The organism is Paenibacillus tritici (assembly GCF_013204885.1).
In the GTDB taxonomy this organism is placed as follows: domain Bacteria; phylum Bacillota; class Bacilli; order Paenibacillales; family Paenibacillaceae; genus Paenibacillus_AQ; species Paenibacillus_AQ tritici.
Genome location: NZ_JABMKX010000007.1, coordinates 150,472 through 168,524, shown reverse-complemented (window position 1 = coordinate 168,524; position 18,053 = coordinate 150,472). Strand labels below are relative to the sequence as shown.

Below are 18,053 nucleotides of genomic sequence, written 5' to 3'. Positions count from 1 at the left end.
TGCGTTGGAACTTTGCAGCTGGAACCGGCGGAGGGATTAACGTCGCCGGAAGGCGCCGCCGCGGGCCAGGGCAAAGAAGATCAGCAAAGCGACGATGGACCCGATAATCGCCGGAACGATATGGAAGCCACCCACTACAGGGCCTCTTGGACCAAGCAGCTCAGTGCCCAGCCAGGAGCCGATGAAGCCGGCGATCACATTACCCAGCACGCCTCCCGGCACATCACGGCCGATCAGATTGCCGCTTAGCCAGCCGATGAGTCCGCCGATAATGATTACCCAGAGCAGATACATTGATTTGTCCCCCTTTCCAGTGGTTTATTCAAGGTATGTTGGAAAGCGGGTTAGGTGAACCGCCTGCTGAGAATTTTTTCTGCCCGGATGGTGTAGATTTAGGCAGGTGAGGTGAACCTGAATTGGTAGTGTTACTATAAGAAGAGCATACTTCTGCTGAGGAGGAGGAACCGGATGAAGAAAATTCTGGTGATTGATGATGAGGCCGCCCTTAGAGACTTGATCGAGCTTGTGCTCAGAAGAGAGAACTATCAGGTGCAGACGGCAGAGAACGGAAGGTCGGGACTGCGGGCTCTGGATTCTTTTCAGCCGGATCTGGTGGTGCTGGATCTGATGCTGCCGGACTGCTCGGGCTATGATGTGTGTAAAGAGATCACTAAGAAGCAGGCGGTTCCTGTAATTATGTTATCGGCCAAGAATGAGATTATAGATAAGGTGTTAGGGCTTGAGCTGGGGGCAGAGGATTATATGACCAAGCCGTTTGATAACCGGGAGCTTCTGGCGCGGATCAAGGTGGTGCTTAGAAGATTTGACCATAGTGAGCCGGAGTCAGGTGATGAGGATACCCGGATCATTCATGAGGAGCTGGAGTTTGATCTGGAGACCCGGGTGGTGCGGAAGAACGGTGCGCAGGTCTCGCTGACGGCCAAGGAATTCAGGATTCTCGAAACGCTGCTGAAACGTCCGGAGAAAATCTATACAAGGGACGAACTGCTGGAGCTCGTGTGGGGATACGATTTCCTGGGGGACAGCCGTAGCGTGGACATGACCATTATGCGCTTAAGAAAAAAGCTGGAGGATGATGCCGAGCATCCGAAGTATATTAGAACCATTTACGGATTCGGGTATCAGCTGGGAGGTGGCTCCGCCTGAAGTACGCAACCCGGCTGCTGCTTAATTATTTGTTGTTCTCGGTGTTGTCGTTTGCCGTGATTATTATTTCGGTCAATACAGCGATTGAATACTTCAGCTTCGTCACCATAGAGAAGCAGATGATGGAAAAGGCGGATCTGCGTGAGCTGTCCTTCCGGGAGGTTCTCTCCAAGCACGATAAGGCGGAAGAAGCAGGGCAGCCTTCGGATGTGGCCAGGAGTGCGCTGGAGACGTTAAAAGCCTCCGGCAAGGAAGTACGGATCTACGACAGCAACCAGAAGCTGCTGGGACTTGCCGTGGACGGGATTATTATCAATAACAAGACGCCCGTGATCTTCGCCGGGAATATTCAGAACGCTCTGAAGGGAAATTATGCGTACACGGTTTCTGATGACCATCTGCTGTACTTCGCCATACCGATTCAAGACAAGTATTATCAGAACAGCTATGTGTTCGAATTCGTGGAGGATATCTCCTATTTCTATACGATGATGGACCAGATCCGGTATATCCTGTTCGCCGGTGCCGGAGGGTTCATTATACTGATTACAATCTCCAGTCTATTCATTGCCCGTAATACGACGAAGCCGATTAAATATCTGCTTGGCGCTACGGAGAGCTTCTCCAGGCAGCAGTTCCGGGAGGTGCACTTGAACAGGAAGGATGAGCTGGGGATGCTGGCTGCCGGCCTGAACCGGATGGGCATACAGCTCAGCGATTATATCCAGTATCAGAAGCAGTTTGTCTCGAATGTATCCCATGAGCTGAAGACGCCGCTCGCCGCCATCAAGGGGTTCTCCCAGTATCTGTATGAGGGCGAGAATGAGGATGAGGAGCTGCAAAAGATATATTATCACCTTGTAAATGAATCCGACCGCCTTACCCTGCTGATCAATGAGCTGCTGATGTTATCCCGGTTTGACAAGGCAGGACCGGATGAGATGGATACGGAGAAGACCGATCTGACGCAATTGGCGGAGCAGGTGGCCACCGGAGTACGGGCCAAGGCTGACAGTAAGGGGATAGAGCTTACGATCCGGCAGGGGCCGCACGCCTTCGTCTATGTCAATCAGGTATTGATGTCGCACGCCATCGCCAATGTGCTGGACAACGCGATTAAGTACTCTGATCCCCGTACCCGGATCAGCATTGAAGTGCTGATCCGGGAGCAGGAAGCCATCGTGCAGATCAGCGATCAGGGGATCGGAATCAGCGCGGATGAGATTGCCCGTGTTCAGGAGCGGTTCTACCGGGCACGGAATGCCAGCGCGGCTGGCGGAACGGGGCTGGGGCTGTCCATCTGTAAGGAGATCGCCGAGAAGTTCGGCGGGCACCTCAGCCTAGAGAGCCAGCTCGGCGCAGGAACGTCCGTCTCTATCCATCTGCCGCTCCTGTGACGTTACAAGACTGATACAACTCTGTTATTACACTAACAAATGGTTTTCGTATACTTACCTCATACCAAACAAACAACGCGTTCCATCGCGTACATTCATGGAGGGATAATTATGGGAACATTTCAAAAACCGGCAGCCCTGCTGCTGCCCGCAATATTACTGATGACACTTCTGGCGGGATGCCAGTCCGGCACGGCGGGTCAGGCGGCAGCCACTCCCGGGACGGCGCCCGCTTCTGAAGCAGCGTCCACAGAGGCACCGGCAGCTTCGGCTACCCCTGCTGCGGAGCCTGCGGCCACTCCGGCTGAGCCTTCACCTGCGGCTTCAGCAGGCACCGGCTCCGGTTCCGAAGCGATCAAGGAAGGAACCATTGAGAAGGAAGGGAATGTGATTCTTAAGGAGCTGGCTTTTGTCTATAAGGACCATACCATTGCCCTCTCCGACATTGTTGACGATAACAAGCTGGAGAGTATGCTGGGGAAGGCAACGAAGAAGAAATCGCACACGTATTCTGTGGATGACGGGCTGAATATGGATACCCTGATCGGCAGAACAGAGAAGACGTATACGTTCCCGGGCGTTGAGATTAAGACGATGGATTCAGGTGATGGCAAGCAGTTCTTCATCTTCAGCATTAAGATTACGGATCCGAAGTACACTACTGTCCGTAACATCAAGGTCGGAGACAGCCTGGATACCCTCAAAAAAGCCTATCCCGAAGGCAAGCTGACCGGAGACGGAGCACCTGAGGAAGAGGATGACTACCGGTTCGCCCCAAGCAACTATGTGGATTATATGCTGTTTCATGTCAAAGGCGCTAAGATTGAGAGCATCAATATCTCCACACTGATGGACTGAGCCGTCTTACCGGTTCTATGTAATAAATAAAAAACAGCCCTGCCGCTTCACGGCCGGGGCTGTTTTTATTTATTACGCCAGGGAAGAATGGGCTTCTCGCTGAAACGGATATTCCAGGGTGATCTGCCTTACTCCGCAGAGGGCTATTCCAGCACCCTCACCGTCTCCCCCTGCACCAGCACAGGCTGATAGTAGGTGCTGTTCCGCAGATCCTTTTTACCCTGCAGCTTCTTGATCACCCATTCTGCGGCATCGCGGCCCATCTGCTCCTGCGGGTGGGTTAAGGTCGTCAGCTTGATGCCTGCGTTCTTGGCAATGTAGGAATTGTCCTGGCCGATGATCGACAGCTCCTCCGGGATCGAAATATTCAGCTGCTTGCAGACATTGACCACTTCCAGACCTACCTCGTCGTTATAGCAGACAATGGCGGTTAGTATCTCTCTGTTATCGGTGAGGAATTGCTTGAGGTTAGCCGACAGCTCCCGCTTGGATTCGGTATCGAAGGAGAGCACCTGCTCCGGATGGAAGCGTAGTTTGGCTTCGCCGAGCGCCTTGATATAGCCTTTCATGCGGTATTTGCCCTGGAGATCATCCATTTTGGCAATAATGCCGATCTGGGTATGGCCCTTGGAGATCAGCTCCCGGGTAGCCAGATAACTGGACTGTACGTCATCCAGACAGAAGAAGGGCACCTCCAGCTCTTCATAATAAGCGTTAATCATGATGAACGGGACATCCTGCTCTTTGAACGACAGGTAGTAGGCGATGTTCGGATTGTACAGATTGCTCTTCGTAGGCTCAATGATCAGTCCGTCCACACCGAAGGATAACATCATTTCCAGCGCCTTCTTCTCCTGGGCGACATCATTATTGGTGCTGGCGAGCAGCAGCGAATAGTTGTCCTCATTAAGTCTGCTCTCGATCCCCCTGATAATGGAGGGGAAAATATAATCCGAGAGGTAGGTGGTGATGACGCCAATGGTTTTTTGGTTCAGGTTACCCCCGGATTTGGAGCGGAACTGGTTGCTGACATAAGTGCCGGAGCCCTTCTCGCTCCGCAGGAACCCCTCATTGGACAGCTCCAGGATCGCCTTGCGGACGGTCTGGCGGCTGACTCCATAGGTATCCTGCAGAGCAGACTCTGTAGGGATTTGTTCGCCCACACTGTAGACTCCGGACAGAATATTGCTTTTGAGTTCATCGAATATGATCTGATATTTGGTTCTCACACGGTTCACTTCTTTCACAGTTGTTCTTATATGGAATTGCTTATTCTCCGTAGTTGTACGTACATATTATAGCTTGAATATAAGCTTAATATCCTCCGATGTCTACTACTTATCATGATTTTCGTAAAATACAAGGAATTTCAGGTCTAATTTGTAGGTATATCTTATATATATTATTGACAAATGTACGAACAGAAAATATACTAAGGCTGTTCATAAAGGAAGCGCATTCTTTCGTTTGGCAAGAAATACAGTTTGGTTCAGAGAGGAGTAACGTGTGCATGGATCAGAACATCAAGCAAGCGATACTTAAGGGAGAGACTTCACTGGGTATCGAATTTGGGTCCACACGTATCAAGGCAGTCCTGATTGATCAGCGTTTCGAGACCCTTGCATCCGGAAGCTACGAGTGGGAGAACCTGCTTGAGGGCGGGTACTGGACATATCCTTTGACGGATATTATCAAGGGGCTGCAAGCGGCTTACCGCGAAATGAAGCAGGAGGTTGCACAGAAATACGGGGTTACGGTTACTACTGTCGGTTCTATCGGATTCTCGGCAATGATGCATGGATATATGGCTTTTGACAGTGCGGGCGAGCTGCTGGTTCCCTTCCGGACCTGGCGTAATGCAACAACCGGCACTGCGGCCAAAGCGTTAACGGAGCTTTTCCAGTTCAATATTCCTGAGCGCTGGAGCATTGCCCATCTGTACCAGGCCATTCTGAACGGAGAAGAGCATGTCCCGCAGGCCCGGTTCGTAACGACGCTGGGCGGATATATTCACTGGCTGCTGACCGGCAGCAAGGCGATCGGGATCGGCGATGCCTCCGGTGTCTTCCCTATAGATGAAGCTGCGCAGGATTACCATCCGGCGATGGTTGCACAGTTCGATGAATTGATTGCAGAGAAGAATTACCCTTGGAAGCTGAGCGATCTTCTTCCCAAGGTCTATCCTGCGGGTGAGCAGGCAGGCATATTAACGGAAGCCGGAGCCAAGCTGCTGGATGAGTCCGGGGACCTGCTGGCAGGAATTCCGCTGTGTCCTCCGGAAGGCGATGCCGGAACAGGCATGGTCGCTACGAATAGTGTCCGCAAACGGACCGGCAATATCTCAGTAGGCACCTCCGTGTTCGCCATGATCGTACTGGAGAAGGATCTTACAGCGGTATATCCCGAGATTGATATGGTAACCACCCCTGACGGCAGTCCGGTGGGAATGGTGCATGCCAACAACTGCTCCAGCGATATCAATGCCTGGGTCGGCCTGTTCCGTGAATTCTCGGAGGCGATGGGATTCAAGGCAGATCCTGAACGGTTGTTCAGTGTGTTGTTTAACAAAGCGCTGGAAGCGGACTCCGATGGCGGCGGTTTGCTCAGCTACGGCTATTTCTCGGGCGAGAACATTACCGGCTTGGAGAAGGGCCGGCCGCTGTTTGTCCGTTCACCGGAGAGCCGCTTCAATCTGGCCAACTTCATGCGCAGTCATCTGTTCTCCGCCTTCGGGGCGCTGAAGATCGGAATGGACATTCTTACCCGCAAGGAGCATGTATCCATTGACAGCATTCTTGCGCACGGCGGCTTGTTCAAGACACCTGTCGTCGGTCAAAAAATCGTGGCCGCTGCCATGAATGTTCCGGTGTCTGTCATGGCAACAGCCGGCGAAGGCGGCGCGTGGGGGATGGCGATTCTGGCTGCTTATATGCAGAACAAAGAGCAGCAGGAGCGTCTGGACGACTTCCTCGACCACAAGGTCTTCAAGGATATAGAAGGTCAGGTCATTCATCCGGATGAGGCCGATGTGAAGGGCTTCGAATTATTCATGGAACGTTACACCGCAGGGCTGGCGATTGAGCAGGCTGCTGTAGATCATCTGGTAGAGAACGGGAGGAATTAAACCATGCTGGAGCAACTGAAGGAAGAGGTATTCGAGGCCAACCTGGAACTTCCCAAACATGGACTCGTCAAATACACCTGGGGCAATGTGAGCGCGGTAGACCGGGCGAGCAGTCTGTTCGTCATCAAGCCGAGCGGAGTCAGCTATGACAAGATGAAGCCGAGCGATATGGTTGTTGTGGACTTCGATGGCAATGTGGTGGAGGGAGAGATGCGGCCTTCCTCGGATACAGCGACCCATGCTGTACTCTACAAGCATTATGCGGAGATCGGCGGCATCGTACACACCCATTCCACCTGGGCGACGATCTGGGCGCAGGCCGGATTGGATGTGCCGGTCATGGGCACGACACATGCAGACACCTTCTATGGTTCTGTACCGTGCACCCGGTTCCTGACCCAGGAAGAGATTGACCGCGGGTATGAAGCGGAGACCGGGCATGTGATCATTGAGACATTCGAGCAGCGGGGGCTGGATGTAATGGCGATTCCCGGCGTCCTGCTCAAAGGACATGCACCGTTCACCTGGGGCAAGGATGCCCATGCCGCAGTCATGAACAGTGTCGTGCTGGAGGAAGTGTCCAAGATGAACCACTTCGCCCGCCAGCTGAATACGTTCGCCGAGGAGCTGCCGCAGCGGATTCTGGACAAGCATTATTTGCGCAAGCACGGCAAGGACGCGTATTACGGCCAGAAATAAATCACTATATAATCCAACAGAGAAGAGGATGAATCATATGTCAACAGTAAGCGACAAGCAATTCTGGTTTGTAGTAGGATCGCAGCACCTGTACGGGGAAGAAGCACTCGGTGAAGTGAAGGCGCATGCGCAGGAGATGACCGATGCACTCAATAACAGCGGGGTGCTTCCTTATCCGCTGGTGCTGCAGGAGCTGGCCGTCACCGCAGACAAAATCACCTCCATTATGAAAGAAGTTAACTATCGTGACGAGGTTGCCGGTGTGATCACCTGGATGCACACCTTCTCCCCGGCCAAAATGTGGATTCGCGGAACGAAGCTGCTGCAGAAGCCGCTGCTGCACCTGGCTACCCAGTACAATGAGAGCATTCCTTGGGCTACGATTGATATGGACTTCATGAACCTGAACCAGGCTGCCCATGGCGACCGTGAATATGGCTTCATCAATGCCCGTCTGAAGAAACAGAACAAAGTAGTAGTAGGGTACTGGGAACGTGCTGAAGTCCAGAAGCAGATTGCAGAATGGATGGATGTTGCGGTTGCCTACAACGAAAGCTTCAATATCAAGGTAGCCCGCTTCGGAGACAACATGCGTAACGTTGGCGTTACCGAAGGCGATAAGGTCGAAGCCCAGATCCAGTTCGGCTGGACGGTGGATTACTTCGGAATCGGTGATTTGGTGGCCTATGTGAACGAAGTGAAGCCAGAGGAGATCGACGCTCTGTTCGCGGAATACACCGAGCTGTATGCCATTGATTACGGCACGTACAGCCAAGAAGCATGGGAAGCCAGCGTTAAGGTTCAAGCGAGCTATGAGATTGCCCTTAAGCGCTTCCTGGATGCAGGCGGCTACAATGCCTTCACTTCAAACTTCGAGGATCTGCACGGCATGAAGCAGCTTCCGGGTCTGGCTGTTCAGCGTCTGATGGCACAGGGCTACGGCTTCGCCGGTGAAGGGGACTGGAAGACCGCTGCCCTGGACCGCCTGATGAAGGTGATGAGCCACAACCTGAACACCGGGTTCATGGAAGATTACACTTATGAGATGGCTGCCGGACAAGAAGCCATCCTCCAGTCTCATATGCTTGAGGTTGATCCGAGCCTGGCCAGCAACCAGCCGAAGATCATCGTGTCTCCGCTGGGAATTGGCGACCGTGAAGACCCGGCCCGTCTCGTATTTGACGGCAAGGCAGGCGAAGGTGTCGTGGTATCCATGGCCGACTTCGGCACCCATTACAAGCTGCTGATCAACGAAGTTACCGCATTCGAGCCAACCGTTCCGGCTCCGAATCTTCCGGTAGCCCGTGTGCTGTGGCAGGTGAAGCCTAACTTCCAGGACGGGGTCAAGGCCTGGATCGAGAACGGCGGCGGTCACCACACCGTAGTATCGCTTAACCTGACTACCGATCAGATCGTTACCTATGCCAAGCTCGTTGGCCTGGAATACGTGATTATCAAGTAATTAGAGAATAAAGTATCACCATACATGTAAGAAGGAGCGAGTAGGCTGTATGCCTGCTCGCTCCTTTCTTTTTGTATATGCACAGGAAGAGATAGGGTGTGAAGTGGACGAGTGCAAACTGCCAGGCTAGGCTGAGAGGAAATAGCTGGATTTTGTACACTTGCTTATGAAGGATTGGACCGTGCCGGGAGAGCAGTTGGAAAAACAGCACTTAATAATCTGAAATTCCTGCAATGTGGCAAATGTATTATTAGCAGATGCTGTTTATCCACTTATTTAAGTAGTATAGATAAAAAACGATGAATTAAGCTACATTTTTCCACTTGCTTGTTGCCGGGACGGGGCGTACAGTGCAGCCGGGGGGAAATACGGTGCTACGTAGGGACAGTATCCCCCAGTAATCGTCAGTGCTTGGTTCCCTCCCCCGGCAGCGGTCACTTCTTATTCCGGGCGCGGTACTGCTGCGGCGTTACGCCGACCATCCGCTTGAACAGGTTGGAGAAGCTGCCCAGGCTGGTGTATCCTACCTGCTCGGCAATGTCGGTAATCTTGAGTTCGGTCTCCTCCAGCAGTTGCTTGGCCTTCTGCAGCCGTTCCTGGATAATCACATCGGATATGGATAATCCGGTCTCCTTCTTGAACAGCCGGGACAAATAAGCCGGGTTCAGGTACACATAACCCGCCAGCTCATCCCGGGTGATCTCTTCGCTCAGGCGGGAGCGGATATACTGTCTGATCTTGGTGACTGTGGCCGAGGATACATTATTGCTGGTCTGCAATAAGCGCATCGCGGCTCTCAGGCATTCCATCGCCCAGTTCTGGAGAGAGGCGGAGTGCTTCGGATAATTCTCCTTATCCATCAGCGACTTCAGCTCCGCAGAGTCGTGTGCAGATAAGCCTTTTTTGGCGAGAACCGTATGGAGAATGAAGAGGATGCCGTGGATGAGCTGACGGTGCAGCTCATTCGTCCAGCGGTCTGCCCCGATATTGACGAACCACAGCGTAACGCGGCGCTCCAGCTCCTCCAGCTCGCCAAGCTCCAGGATGGTCGCCCACTCTCCGAATAAATGCATCGGTGCTGCCAGCGGCAGGGCATCCAGCGGTTTGTCCTTGGCATCAGCAGGCTCGTCCGGTCCGAACACCTGACGCGAACGGTTCAGATTGCGCTGTTCCCGCTCGGTGACATAAGTGTAGGCACTCATGATTCCGGGCAGAGATACACCCGGACTGATGTAGACCGACAAGGAGCAATGCAGCAGCCGCTCGCAGGTATCCAGGAAGGTCCGGCAGTTCTGCTCCAGCGTCTGCCGGACAGCATTCATATCGCCTCTCACGTAAATAACCGCCAGGTTGTGGCCCACCTGATCCTGCAGCACCGTGCCTTCCAGCCCGCTGAGCAGCAGCTCCTCTGCCATATTGCGCAGCGCATATTCCATAATGGTCTCGTCCCGGGCGCTAAGATTCTCTTTCCATTGCTCCAGGCCAAGCAGGGCGAGGAAGTAGCGGTCATCCGGCTGTAGATCCAGATTATAGGTATTCGCCGGAATGGTGAGCGATTCCAGCACAGGGGCAGCCCGCTGGCTGAGAATATCCTGCCAGAAGCGTTCCACCAGAAGGGGCAGCTGATGCTCCCATTGTCTCCGGTACTCCTTGATCAGTGTCTCGAACTGTTGCTGCTCCCGCTGTTTGTGAATCTCGGCGAGCGCCTCACGGGAGATCTTCATCAATTCCTCATAGTCTACCGGCTTGAGCAGATAATGGAAGGCCCCATGGTAAATGGCGCGCTGCGCATACTCGAAATCAGCATGGCAAGTCAGCATAATCGTCAGCGTCCCGGGCGCGAATTGCTTCACCCAGGCCAGCAGCTCCAGACCGTTTCTCCCCGGCATTTCGATATCGCAGATCAGCAGATCTACGGGCGCCTGCTCCAGTGTGACAATCGCCTGATCCACATTCTCTGCAAGACAGACCTCCGCCACCTTCAAAGCGCTCCAATCCACCCCCTGCTGCAAACCGAGCAAGGCGAAATATTGGTCATCCACGATTAGAACTCTATACATACGAACGTCACAGCTCCCTCTGAACGGGTAGTCTTAGCTCCACAACAGCTCCCCCGTCAGGAGCATTATGGAAGGTAAGGCTTGCCCGGTTGTTATAGAACATCAGCATGCGTCGGTATACGTTCCATATTCCCAGATGACGGTCTGTAGGTTCTTTCTCATATAAGCCCAGATTAAGCTTGTCGAGCTGCTGACTGGAGAAGCCGGGACCGGAATCCCGGATCTGAATGGCAATGCAGGCATCGCTGTTCTCCCCGGCTTCTTCGCTCACCGTGATTCCGACTTCAAAGGGCTTGGTGTTATTGATGAAGCCATGCTTGATGGCATTCTCGACGAAGGGCTGAACCAACAGCGGCGGAATCAGGGTATGCTCAAGCTCCGCGGGGAGCTGTAGGTGATAGGCCAGCTTGTTCGGATACATCACCATTTGAATCTCAATATAGTTCTGAATATGATTGAATTCGCTCAGCAGAGGAATCCAGGTGTTATTGGTACTCATAATGAACCGGAAATGGGAGACCAGATGTCCAATCATTTTTTTGATCAGGGCATCCTGCTTCAGCTCTACCAGATGGAAGACGATATTCAAGGAATTCATGAAAAAATGGGGATTGATCTGCGCCTGAAGATGCTTAAGCTCGGCTTGCTGCACCTTCATCTGCTCCTCATACACATCAATCTTAAGATTGCCGATCTGCTCGGCCATCTGGTTGAACTGCCGGGTAATAATCTGGAACTCCCTGCTGTTGCCTTCCTTCAGCCGGTATTCCAGCTGTCCCTTCCCCAGGATGCGCATCCCGCTGGTCAGTTGCTGGATAGGCTTGAACACAAGCCGGCTGAGCAGCGCCAGCAGGATACCTATAATGATAATAATGGCGAAGGGAATAACCTTAATAATTCGCTGGAAGACCGGCAGCTCGTCGAGAATGGACTTCTCATCCAGCAGAATGAAGACATTCAGGTTGGAATATTGTGAAGGCTTGTCAATCAGCAGATAATTATTGCCGTTGCTCAGCCGGATTGACTTATCCGCCGGGTGGTCCGGATTGCCCAGCTGGCTGCGGATGAGGGCAAGATCCTCCCCGGCGAATTCGCCCCATAGCAATTTGCCGTCATTGCTGATGATGCCGATCTGTCCGCTGCCTGCTGTTGACTCCAGTTGGGTCAAGGGCTGAGCCAGGGAGTCGATGCTGACCAGTACCCCCATCAGGAGCCGGCCGCTCTTGTCCGGCAGCACCTTGAATAACACCGGCTCCCCGCCGAGGGTCACGGTCTCCCACTTCAGGGAAGCCTGAAGATTGGGCGCCTTAAGGCGCGGAGACAGACCGGAGGTAATCATCTCCTTCTCCTGATAATACTCTCTCTGGCTGCTGAGGAATAACTCGTCCCGGTCTTGATGGTATACGAATACACTGCGGATGATAGTGTAATAGCTGACATCGCTATACCACTGGTCCATCAGCTTGCGGATGGACAGGTAATAGTTGACACTGTCCGGGCCGCTGTCGGAGTATAACTCCAGCAGCATATTTTCATTCGCCGTACGCAGCAGATAATGGCTGGTCTGCTCCAGCAGCTCATCGAGTGTACCTAAGTGAAGGGTTAAGGTGTCTGAAGCGGATTTCGCAACTTTCTCCCGGACAATGTTGGTGGAATAGAGATTGGTGTAAGAGAGAAACAGGAACAGCGGCGTGACCAGCAGCAGGACAAGTGCGCTCACTTTGAATCGCAAGGATAATTTCACAGTTTCACGTTCACCCCTTAGGTACATTTGCGCCCTGGCGGCAGGAAAGGGGAAGGACGTCTGCCGTCCTTCCCCTTAGCCTATTTATTTAGGATTGTTTAGCTTTCCAGGCATCATATTGCTTCTGAACCTCGGCACGGATATCTTCGATTCCGTTGGCCTTCAGCTTCTTATTATATTCCTCAAGCACCTTGTCTACACCCAGGCTGCCTGTTTCAAGCAGTGGACGGAATTCCTTGATAATGTTGCTGACCACGGATACCTGTGTTTTGACAGGGTCCGTATTGAAGTTGAAGCCGAATGACTTCACCTTATGGGCGCTCTCGTTATAGGCCTTGAACTTCTCCCATTTATCGGCACTTTCGCCTTCCCACAGGTAGGTTATGGTCTGGTTGCCGAACATCCATTCAATCCCCGGCGCCCAGCCAGTATCGGCGCGGGTAGCAATGCCGTCAGGGAGCTTGATGAAGTTGTCCTTGCCTTCCACCTTGACATACTGCCGTCCTTCCACGCCGAAGTCAATCAGATTAACCAGGTGCGGGTCCGTATGGAGCAGATTGAGCAGCATCATCGTCCGCTCCGGATCAATGGAGGTACGTCCGATCGCCATCATGGAGTTGCTGACGCTGGCGGTGCTGATCTCAGGTTCATTCCCCTTCAGCTTCACCAGCTCAATGCCGGTGGCGATGGAATCTTCCTTGTCGGAATCCGGCTTATCCGAACCGAACTTCATCCAGGTCTTGCCAGCCTTGAAAGCGTCTTCAGTGCTGGTCTTAGTAGTGGCGGCATCCTTGTTGATGTAGCCTTTGCTGAACCAGTCGCCGTAGAGCTTCATCCGGTATATCGCTGTGTCGGATTCCATCGAGCTGATAATCATCTTATCGGTCTTCGTATCGAGAACGATACCGGCAGGAGCGCCTGCAACCAGCTCATAACGGAAGTTTTCCTTCATGCTCTCTTTGGTTTTGTCGAAGTAGCCAAGCGTATCGGAGCCGCTGCCGGAGAGCCAGATCGGCGCAATGGCCGGTTCCTTCTCCTTGATCGTCTGCAGCCATGGCTCCAGATCCTCCAGCGTCTGGATCGAGTTCACATCGAATCCGTATTTATCGACCAGATCCTTCCGGAACATAATCGTATGGCTCTCGCCAATTTCCTTATTGGTGGGGATCGCATATACTTTGCCGTCTACCGTTCCGCCGTCGAGGAAGCGGGGATCGAGAGTCTCCTTGATGCCTTGTCCATATTGGGCTAACAGATCATCAAGCGGCAGGAATGCGCCTTTGGCTACGTTGTTGGCGAAATCCGCCCAGTTAGGGGCAAAGGTCAGATCCACCTGTTCCCCGGATTGGTAAGCCAGCGCCATCTTCTCGGCCCAGGAGGACCAAGGAAGCCCCTGGAAATCAATCTCGGCGTTGATTTTCTCCTTGAGATATTTATTGATCTCTTCCACAACCGCCTTGGTATCATTCTGCGGGAAATTCCCAACCGTGTAAACGGTTAACTTCCGGAACGTTGAAATATCGGGATTACTGCTGCCTTCTGTGCCTCCGGCGGTAGCGGCTGCTGTCGATTCTGCCTTGGATGGAGCGGAAGCGCCCGAATTGCCCCCGCCGCACCCGGTAATGCCCAGTATCACGGCGGTCAGAGCAGCAAACACCGCGCCAGAGCTTCTTGTTGTTCTCATTTGTATGAACCTCCTCAATGATAATTAGATCATATATTCTAACCGGCATTTACGCCAGAGTCAGACCGGGTTACCCTTTGATGGCCCCTATCGTAAGGCCTTTGGTGAAGTACTTCTGGAAGAAGGGATAGACGAACAGGATCGGGCCAATCGACACCACTACCATGGCCATCCGCAGACTTTCGGTCGGAACCGACTCTTGGACCATCAGGGCTACTCCGCTGCCCGCCAATTGGTTCTTGAAGAACTCTGCCTGACGGATCATTTGAATCATGACATACTGCAAGGAGAACTTGTCCGTGTCATTGATGAAGAGCATGGAGTTGAACCAGTCGTTCCAATACGTCAGTGTAGTGAACAGGCCAACGGTGGCGAGAACGGGCAGCGAGATCGGAAGCACCAGCTGGAAGAAGATCCGCCATTCCGATGCCCCGTCCAGTTTGCCGGATTCGATCATCTCTTCCGGGATCGTCTGCTGGAAGAAGGTGCGGGTTATGAAGATATAGAAGGCATTGGACAAGCCGGGCAGAATAAGCGCGACCAGCGAGTCCTTGAGATCCAGATAGTTAACGTACAGCAGGTAGAAGGGGACCAGCCCGCCTGAGAACAGCATGGTAATCAGCAGGTAGAAGTTAAACGTCTTTTTGAAAGGAAAATCCTTCCGGTAGAGCGGATACGCATATAAGGCAATCAGCAGCACGGCCAGCACGGTTCCGGTCAGCGTAACGGTCAGGCTGATTCCATAAGCTTTGACCAGCGTCTGCGAATGATTGAACAGATATTGGTAGGCGGTCAGGTCAATCTTCTCGGGCCAGAATCTATACCCTTGCAGCGTTAACGTTTTCTCATTGGTTAAGGAAATGGCGACAATGAGCAGAATAGGCAGGATGCAGGCCAGACTGAAGGCGATGAAGAAGATGTTCAGCACAATCTGGGCACTCTTGGAGCCTTTGGGATAGGAGCGGGTTCGGGTTGCAGTAGTCATTAAGATCCTCCGTTCTAGAAAAGTGCCGTATCGCGGTTCAGCTTGCGGGCCAGACTGTTCGCCCCGATGACAAGGAAGAAGCCGATGACGGATTGATAAAAGTTCGCCGCTGAGGACATCCCCAGATCATTGAGCTGAATTAAGCCCCGGTATACATAGGTGTCGATGACATCCGTAGTGGACCGCAGCGCACCGGAGTCCAGCGTAACGTGGTAGAACAGCCCGAAGTCGGAGCGGAAAATCCCGCCCATGTTGAGAATGGTCAGAATGACCATGATCGGCGTAAGCAGCGGCAGGGTAATCCGGGTGATCTGCTGCCATTTGCTGGCGCCGTCCACCACCGCAGCCTCGTACAGCTCCTCGCTGATGCCGGTGATGGCTGCGAGATAGATGACACTGCCGATGCCGATCGAATGCCACATCTTGGTGATCCACAGGATATAAGGCCACGCATTAGGATGCATATAAGCATTCACTGAGGAATAGCCGAACATGGGCAGGATATGCTTGACCAGGAAGCCGTACTCCGGGTGCAGGAAGGCGTACACAATGAAGCTGACGACAACCATGGACAAGAAATTCGGCATGATCATCACGGTCTGGAAGAATTTAGAGGCGATCTTGCTGCGAACCTCATTGATGGCAATGGCCAGGGTTACGGAGAGGATCAGGCCTGAGATAATGAAAACCACGTTGTACCCGACGGTGTTGATGGTTACCCGCAGGGCATCGGAGGTGGCGAAGAGGAACCGGAAGTTGTCGAGTCCCGCCCAGGGGCTGCCCATAATGCCGTCAATATAGTTGATATTCTTGAAGGCAATGAATAATCCGAACATCGGAATGTAGCAGTTGATGAAAAAGATAATCGAGGTGGGCAGCAGCATAATCAGCAGCACCCGGTATCTCACGATATTGAGCAGCAACCGGCGGAAGCGGCCCTGCGGCTGCGTATAGGGCGGCTTGGTTAAAGCTTGGGTTCTAGGATTTGTCATAGGTTCTAACCTCACTCTGCTTATTCTGGATGAATTTATTATAGTAGAGACGATGAACGGAATTCTCTCTTGCAAATGACCCTGTTTATTCAAAAATGACCTGTTCCCGCAAAACTCCTGTAGAGCATTGCGACTTTTTTCACAGATCATTACTCACATTGCCGGTAATATGTTAGAATATCAGAACGCATTAACGCTTCACCAATTTAATACATCACACAAGCTATGATTGCTATGGATCACACTATAGCAGGAGCAGCTTCTGGAGAGACTGCGGGGAACTGCAGCGCCGAAGGGTTCACAATCTCAGGCAAAAGGACAGAAGAGTACCGAATTTGTATTTGCCGTGCTGAGGAACCCTCTGCCGGGCAGAAGCTTATTTGGATATTCTTTAGGAACCGGGAGATTGGATGACATCCAGTCTCCTTTTTGTGTTACCGGCAGGACAGCGTCATATATATTAAGGGGGAGACAGGTATGGCACAGACAGAATTAAAGAGAGAGCTGGCTAACCGGCATGTTCAGCTTATCGCTATCGGAGGCACGATTGGCACAGGGTTGTTCCTGGGCTCAGGCAAAGCGATTCAGCAGGCCGGGCCTTCCATTATGCTCACGTATCTCATCGTGGGAATTGCCGTGTTTTTTGTGATGCGGGCGCTGGGGGAGCTACTGCTCTCCAAGGCGGGGTATCAGTCTTTTACAGACATTGCTGAGGACTATCTGGGGCCCCGGGCGGCGTTCATTACGGGCTGGACCTACTGGTTCTGCTGGATTATGACGGCGATGGCGGATGTGATTGCGGTGGGCGTCTACGTCCAGTATTGGTTCGATATCCCGCAGTGGGTGCCGGCTGTCATCTGCCTGATGATTCTGCTGGGCCTCAATCTGCTGACGGTCAAAAGCTTCGGCGAGCTTGAATTCTGGTTCGCTCTGATTAAGGTGGTCACGATTCTGGCCCTGATCGGCCTGGGGATCATTCTTCTGGTGATCGGGTTCAAGACAGATGCAGGCTCGGTTACAGTCCGCAATCTCTGGGAGCATGGCGGCGTGTTTCCGAACGGGGTGAGGGGCTTCTTATTTTCCTTCCAGATGGTGGTATTCGCTTATGTGGGCGTGGAGCTGGTGGGGGTATCGGCGGCCGAAACAGCTAATCCGGAGAAAAACATCCCGTCAGCCATCAATAAAATCCCTCTGCGGATTCTCTTCTTCTATGTAGGCGCGCTCTTCGTGCTGCTGTGCATTAACCCCTGGACCCAGCTTAGCGCGGCTGAAAGTCCGTTCGTGAGAACCTTCAGTCTGGTAGGGATTCCGATTGCTGCAGGGATTATCAATTTCGTGGTCTTAACCTCGGCGGCTTCTGCCTGCAACAGCGGAATGTTCTCGACCAGCCGGATTCTCTATAACCTGAGCAGAAGGAATCAGGCATCCCCTCAGCTTGGCAAGCTGAACCGGAACCATGTGCCTGCGAATTCCTTGTTCATCTCCACCCTGGTGATCTCTGCCGGGGCACTGCTCAGCAAGCTCATTCCGGGTCAGGCCTTCGGGATCGTGACTACCATCAGCGCCATTTGCTTCATCTGGGTATGGGGTGTTGTGCTGGTATGTCATATCAGGTATAAAAAGAACCGCCCGGACTTACATGCCGCATCCCGGTTCAAGGCACCGTTCACCCCGCTGATCAATTATGCCGTCCTTGCGCTGTTCGCTGCCATTCTTGTCATCATGCTCTTCGCGGATGAGACCCGTCCGGCGCTGCTGTTCACCCCGCTCTGGTTCATTCTGCTGTTCCTCCTGTATTCCATGAGGAGCAAAAAGGAGAAAAAGGAACAGGAAATCAGTATAATCAATACATAAACTGATTTCAGCATGACAAGGGAGCAG

General features: G+C 52.7%; 14 protein-coding genes and 1 riboswitch. Of the genes, 7 read left to right on the top strand and 7 right to left on the bottom strand.

Going from position 1 to position 18,053, the window contains the following annotated elements:
- Positions 1 to 36 precede the first annotated feature (36 nt).
- Positions 37 to 294 (bottom strand): GlsB/YeaQ/YmgE family stress response membrane protein, encoded by a 258-nt coding sequence (locus HQN87_RS14170; protein WP_173134188.1) that lies wholly within the window; start codon positions 292 to 294, stop codon positions 37 to 39.
- A gap of 174 nt (positions 295 to 468) precedes the next feature.
- On the opposite strand from HQN87_RS14170, the gene HQN87_RS14165 reads away from it, so the two are divergent.
- The 3 genes from HQN87_RS14165 (at position 469) to HQN87_RS14155 (ending at position 3,422) form a co-directional block, all read left to right on the top strand.
- Positions 469 to 1,167 carry a response regulator transcription factor gene (locus HQN87_RS14165; protein WP_173134186.1) on the top strand — a complete coding sequence of 233 codons (699 nt, stop codon included), beginning with the start codon at positions 469 to 471 and terminating at the stop codon, positions 1,165 to 1,167.
- Between the two features lie 29 nt (positions 1,168 to 1,196).
- On the top strand, positions 1,197 to 2,564 hold the full coding sequence (locus HQN87_RS14160) for a sensor histidine kinase (protein ID WP_254075494.1): 1,368 nt from the start codon (positions 1,197 to 1,199) through the stop codon (positions 2,562 to 2,564).
- A gap of 111 nt (positions 2,565 to 2,675) precedes the next feature.
- Complete coding sequence (locus HQN87_RS14155) at positions 2,676 to 3,422, top strand: hypothetical protein (RefSeq protein WP_173133733.1); 747 nt, start codon at positions 2,676 to 2,678, stop codon at positions 3,420 to 3,422.
- A gap of 143 nt (positions 3,423 to 3,565) precedes the next feature.
- On the opposite strand, the gene HQN87_RS14150 is transcribed toward HQN87_RS14155, so the two are convergent.
- Positions 3,566 to 4,651 carry a GntR family transcriptional regulator gene (locus HQN87_RS14150; RefSeq protein ID WP_173134779.1) on the bottom strand — a complete coding sequence of 362 codons (1,086 nt, stop codon included), beginning with the start codon at positions 4,649 to 4,651 and terminating at the stop codon, positions 3,566 to 3,568.
- Positions 4,652 to 4,932: 281 nt separating this feature from the next.
- Here HQN87_RS14150 and HQN87_RS14145 point away from each other — a divergent pair, with 281 nt between their 5' ends.
- The 3 genes from HQN87_RS14145 to araA are packed head-to-tail and all read left to right on the top strand — an operon-like array spanning position 4,933 to position 8,707.
- Positions 4,933 to 6,546, top strand: coding sequence for a xylulokinase (locus HQN87_RS14145; protein WP_173134184.1), 1,614 nt, complete (start codon positions 4,933 to 4,935; stop codon positions 6,544 to 6,546).
- Between the two features lie 3 nt (positions 6,547 to 6,549).
- On the top strand, positions 6,550 to 7,245 hold the full coding sequence (locus tag HQN87_RS14140; RefSeq protein ID WP_173134182.1) for an L-ribulose-5-phosphate 4-epimerase: 696 nt from the start codon (positions 6,550 to 6,552) through the stop codon (positions 7,243 to 7,245).
- A gap of 37 nt (positions 7,246 to 7,282) precedes the next feature.
- The gene (gene araA / locus HQN87_RS14135; protein ID WP_173134180.1) at positions 7,283 to 8,707 is read left to right on the top strand and encodes an L-arabinose isomerase; all 1,425 of its coding nucleotides are present in this window, start codon (positions 7,283 to 7,285) and stop codon (positions 8,705 to 8,707) included.
- A gap of 434 nt (positions 8,708 to 9,141) precedes the next feature.
- On the opposite strand, the gene HQN87_RS14130 is transcribed toward araA, so the two are convergent.
- The 5 genes from HQN87_RS14130 to HQN87_RS14110 all read right to left on the bottom strand — a co-directional run bounded on the left by HQN87_RS14130 (position 9,142) and on the right by HQN87_RS14110 (position 16,172).
- Positions 9,142 to 10,767: a helix-turn-helix domain-containing protein gene (locus HQN87_RS14130; protein WP_173134178.1), complete on the bottom strand. Its 1,626-nt coding sequence runs from the start codon at positions 10,765 to 10,767 to the stop codon at positions 9,142 to 9,144.
- 7 nt (positions 10,768 to 10,774) lie between these two features.
- Positions 10,775 to 12,487, bottom strand: coding sequence for a sensor histidine kinase (locus HQN87_RS32330; RefSeq protein ID WP_173134176.1), 1,713 nt, complete (start codon positions 12,485 to 12,487; stop codon positions 10,775 to 10,777).
- 112 nt (positions 12,488 to 12,599) lie between these two features.
- Positions 12,600 to 14,195 carry an ABC transporter substrate-binding protein gene (locus HQN87_RS14120; protein ID WP_173134173.1) on the bottom strand — a complete coding sequence of 532 codons (1,596 nt, stop codon included), beginning with the start codon at positions 14,193 to 14,195 and terminating at the stop codon, positions 12,600 to 12,602.
- Positions 14,196 to 14,265: 70 nt separating this feature from the next.
- The gene (locus HQN87_RS14115) at positions 14,266 to 15,180 is read right to left on the bottom strand and encodes a carbohydrate ABC transporter permease (RefSeq protein ID WP_173134171.1); all 915 of its coding nucleotides are present in this window, start codon (positions 15,178 to 15,180) and stop codon (positions 14,266 to 14,268) included.
- A 14-nt stretch (positions 15,181 to 15,194) separates the two neighbouring features.
- Positions 15,195 to 16,172, bottom strand: a complete 978-nt coding sequence (locus tag HQN87_RS14110) for an ABC transporter permease (protein ID WP_173134168.1) — start codon at positions 16,170 to 16,172, stop codon at positions 15,195 to 15,197.
- A 252-nt stretch (positions 16,173 to 16,424) separates the two neighbouring features.
- A riboswitch (glycine riboswitch) is annotated at positions 16,425 to 16,504 on the top strand.
- A gap of 145 nt (positions 16,505 to 16,649) precedes the next feature.
- On the opposite strand from HQN87_RS14110, the gene HQN87_RS14105 reads away from it, so the two are divergent.
- A complete protein-coding gene (locus HQN87_RS14105; protein ID WP_173134166.1) occupies positions 16,650 to 18,026 on the top strand; it encodes an amino acid permease in 1,377 nt (458 codons plus the stop codon).
- The last annotated feature ends 27 nt before the right edge of the window (positions 18,027 to 18,053 follow it).

Bases quoted from the DNA above. Each gene is read 5' to 3' on its own strand.
- HQN87_RS14165 (WP_173134186.1), top strand. From the start codon at position 469: ATGAAGAAAATTCTGGTGATTGATGATGAGGCCGCCCTTAGAGACTTG.
- HQN87_RS14155 (WP_173133733.1), top strand. From the start codon at position 2,676: ATGGGAACATTTCAAAAACCGGCAGCCCTGCTGCTGCCCGCAATATTA.
- HQN87_RS14170 (WP_173134188.1), bottom strand. From the start codon at position 294: ATGTATCTGCTCTGGGTAATCATTATCGGCGGACTCATCGGCTGGCTA.
- HQN87_RS14105 (WP_173134166.1), top strand. From the start codon at position 16,650: ATGGCACAGACAGAATTAAAGAGAGAGCTGGCTAACCGGCATGTTCAG.
- HQN87_RS14145 (WP_173134184.1), top strand. From the start codon at position 4,933: ATGGATCAGAACATCAAGCAAGCGATACTTAAGGGAGAGACTTCACTG.
- HQN87_RS14110 (WP_173134168.1), bottom strand. From the start codon at position 16,172: ATGACAAATCCTAGAACCCAAGCTTTAACCAAGCCGCCCTATACGCAG.
- HQN87_RS14140 (WP_173134182.1), top strand. From the start codon at position 6,550: ATGCTGGAGCAACTGAAGGAAGAGGTATTCGAGGCCAACCTGGAACTT.
- HQN87_RS14130 (WP_173134178.1), bottom strand. From the start codon at position 10,767: ATGTATAGAGTTCTAATCGTGGATGACCAATATTTCGCCTTGCTCGGT.
- HQN87_RS14120 (WP_173134173.1), bottom strand. From the start codon at position 14,195: ATGAGAACAACAAGAAGCTCTGGCGCGGTGTTTGCTGCTCTGACCGCC.
- HQN87_RS14115 (WP_173134171.1), bottom strand. From the start codon at position 15,180: ATGACTACTGCAACCCGAACCCGCTCCTATCCCAAAGGCTCCAAGAGT.
- araA (WP_173134180.1), top strand. From the start codon at position 7,283: ATGTCAACAGTAAGCGACAAGCAATTCTGGTTTGTAGTAGGATCGCAG.